This is a genomic window from Henriciella sp., assembly GCF_049649345.1.
Classification (GTDB): Bacteria; Pseudomonadota; Alphaproteobacteria; order Caulobacterales; family Hyphomonadaceae; genus Henriciella.
The window spans coordinates 1-3675 of the sequence record NZ_JBARZC010000661.1 but is presented as its reverse complement, the minus strand read 5'-3'; the positions used below and the strand labels follow the sequence as shown (position 1 = coordinate 3675).

Here is a 3675-nt window from a genome sequence, read left to right as displayed (position 1 = left end):
AGCGATGACCGGCTGGAAGCCTTCAGTTTTTTTAACGCCGACTTTTATGCTGGCCAGCTCAAACCAAAACCCAGCCTGACGCCGAACGAACTTCTTCTTCATTTCTTCAGGCACGGGATCAAGGAAGAGCGCTCACCGCACCCCCTGATAGACGTCTTCGAAATTGGCTGTACAGGCGCCCTCTCGGATAGGATTGACCAGCTGAGGCTCCTGTTCGGCGCCGATAACGAACTGACCAGCGTTTCGACGGACGGGATGTTCGACCCTGTCTTCTATCGCAGAAAGCACGGCCATACAGACGTCCACCCTGTGATCCACTATCTACGCTACTATCACGAGAAGCATCTCTGGCCGCATCCGCTGTTTGACAGCGCCTATTACAGCCGCGCCAACAAGCTGCACAAATCTGTCGAGCCTTTCTCACATTTCAAAACCAAAGGCCTGAAGGCCGGCGCGCGGCCCAATCCGTATTTTGATCCGAAAAAATATGAACGCCAGTTCGGCCAGCATTTCCTGGAAGGCGAGTCGGCGATGAACCATTATGTGCGCCAGGGGCACATGGTCTGGTTCGAGCCGAGCGATGAATTCGGCCAGCGGTTTTATCTACAGCAATACCCGGATATCGCTGAGCGGGGTGAAGCACCGCTCCTGGAGTTCCTGCACAGCGGCGCAAGCCATGGGCGTTCACCGCTGCCACCCAAACCCTTTTTCGACCGGACGATCGGCCTTTCGCCAGAGGGCATTATCGAGGCCATCAAGGCGTCAGACCGCAAAATGCCGAACGCGCCGCGCGTATCGGTGATCGTGCCAGCCTATCAGAGCGTCGAGTATACGCTGCGGTGTGTCCTCACCATGCTGGATTCGGCGGATAAAACGCCGTTTGAGATCATCATCGCTGATGACAAGTCGCCCGACGGATCCGGCAAACTGCTGAAGGATGAACTTGATGGGTTCGGGCCGATCCGCGTCCTCGTCAACAAGCAGAACCTGGGCTTCCTCAAATCCTGTAATCAGGCGGCCAAGAGCGCCAAGGGAGACTACGTCTTCTTCCTGAACAATGACACGGCCGTGATCGATGGCTGGCTTGATGAGCTTGTCGCGACCTTCGAGCGCTGCCCGGAAGCAGGCCTTGTCGGGTCCAAGCTCGTTTACCCGAACGGTCTTCTGCAGGAAGCCGGCGGCATCATCTGGAGCGATGGCAGCGGCGCGAATTATGGCCGCATGAGCGACCCGATGGACCCGGCTTACAATTTCCAGCGCGATGTCGATTACATTTCGGGCGCCGCCATTCTGATCCCGAAAGAGTTCTGGGACGAGCAGGGCGGCTTCTCTGAAGAGCTGGCGCCGGCCTATTATGAAGATACCGATTTCGCGATGAAGACGCGCGCGGCCGGCCGGCGAGTTATCTACCAGCCGCTCTCAACCGTCGTGCACTATGAAGGTATTTCGTCCGGCACCGACATTACGAGCGGCGTCAAGAAATATCAGGCGATCAATCAGAAGACCTTCCTCAAGAAATGGAAGAAGGAGCTCGCCGAGTTTGGAGAGCCGGGGGACTTGTCCCGCAAGGCTGTCGACCGCCAGCCAAAAGCTCGAATCCTGATCTTTGATGCCGAAGTCCCCAAGCCCGACAAGGACAGCGGTTCGATAACGGCCTTCAACTATGTCAGCATTTTCTGCGATCTGGGGTATCGCGTCACCTTCGTGCCGGAATGTCTGAAGTGGGAAGGCAAGTATAGCCGTGACCTTCAACGCCTGGGCGCAGAAGTTCTCTATGCGCCAAGCGTGAAGGATGCGCGCCAGTATGTGCTCGACAATGGCGAGGATTTTGACCTCTTCATCCTGTCGCGAGTGACGACGGGCGGCATGTTCTTTAACGCGCTCAAAGAGCTCTATCCGGAAAAGCCTGTCATCTTCGACACGGTTGATATCCACCATCTGCGCCTGCAGAGGCAAAGCGAGCTTTCCGGCGATCTAGACCTTCTGGCCGAAGCCAATCGTTTGAAGGAAATTGAGCTTGCAACGTGCCGCAATGCGGACGCGACAATCGTCGTCTCCGACTATGAAGTCGGGTATCTGCGCAATGAGATCGGCCCGTTCCCAAGCGTTGTAATCCCGCTCATCTACGAGGACTTCGAGCGCAAGAAGGGATTCAAGGAGCGCACCGACATCGCGTTTATCGGGGGCTATCGCCACCCGCCGAACATTGATGCGGTGCATCACCTGGTCGAAGACGTCTGGCCAGCTGTGCGAGAGCTCGAAATCGACGCGCGCCTGCACATCATCGGCAGTCACATGCCGCATGAGTTTCAGGCTTTCTCGGACAAGGACATCAATGTTGTCGGCTTTGTCGAGGATCTGGAATCCTATCTGGAAAATATTAGGCTTACGATCGCGCCTCTTCGGTATGGCGCAGGCGTGAAAGGCAAGGTCGGAAACTCGCTGCGAATGGGGGTGCCTGTTGTCGCAACCCGTGTTGCTGCCGAGGGTATGGGGCTTGTCGACGGGGAGCACATCCTTGTTGCTGACAACACTATTGGCTTCGCCCAGCAGATCGGGAAAGCCTATGCAGACGAAAAGCTATGGGAAAAGCTCTCTGTGCAGGGCCAGAATTTCGCGCTTGGAAAATACGGGATCGGTACGACCCGCGCTAAGCTCCAAAACCTCGTGCAGTCACTAACTGCCTCTGCGAAAAGCGATTGAGTGGGACGCTCTGAATGCCGGAAATCCATCAAAGCCTAGCCTCGCTACAGGACTGGAAAAATCTCGCCCAGCGCCTCGGCAATCGCGACGAAATGATCGAGACGATCATTCAGGACGTCCGCGACAGGGGCTATGTCGAGCCGTTTACCGGAATTTATCGCCCCTCGTCAGATGTGACGATCGGGTCGAAGAATATTCGGGAATCGATCAGTTCGCATCAGCTCAATTCCCGAAAACGGGCCTTGCTGCTGCAAACCTATATCGAGCTTCACCGGAATGGCTGGCTCAACAATCCCAAGCTGCGGCTTCTTGCGGCCGAAGGCATTACAAGGGCCGCCTGCATATTGAGGGGGCATTATCCCTACTTCCTCGGCGCCGAGTATCTGCCCGATGAAGCCGCCAGAGCTCAGTACTTTCCGATCCCTCATCTGGACCTGCAGAACATATCCTACGCAGACGCAAGTTTTGATGTCTTCTTCAGCGGTGATGTCTTTGAACACGTGCCGGATCTCGATCGCGCGCTTGAGGAAATCGGCCGCATCCTGAAACCGGGCGGCGTTCTCATTTCATCATTTCCGTTCAGCCCGGGGCGAGCGGAAACACTGGTCAAGGCTCAACTGTCGAAGGACGGAGAGATCAAGTATCTGACCGAGCCGGAGTATCATGGAAACCCCGTCGATCCAGAGGGCGGGTCGCTGGTCTTCTCCATCCCGGGCTGGGACATACTGGACAAGCTGAAGGCAATTGGGTTTGAGGAGGCCGAATTCAAATTTCTCGCCTCCTCGCGCTATGGTGTGACGGTTCAGCATACGGTCGGCGCGTTGACGCTAGTCGCCCGCAAGGCCGGGTCTGACGCCGGTGAGCGCGATCCCAAAACGACCTATTTCTACCCAGCCCCGCTTCCCAGGAAACTGGTTTGCGCGCTGGGCTTGCCGCGTTCCGGTACGACGCTCCTGACGTCTCTGTTCGCCG

The 3675-nt window shown here is 56.6% G+C and carries 2 protein-coding genes; both read left to right on the top strand.

Annotated features, from left to right (window positions below; all coding sequences use genetic code 11):
• Nucleotides 1-2703: glycosyltransferase (locus WA989_RS18085; RefSeq protein WP_424341865.1), on the top strand; the 2703-nt coding region annotated here is incomplete at its 5' end.
• Between the two features lie 14 nt (nucleotides 2704-2717).
• The coding region (locus tag WA989_RS18080; protein ID WP_424341864.1) for a class I SAM-dependent methyltransferase at nucleotides 2718-3675 on the top strand (958 nt) is incomplete at its 3' end.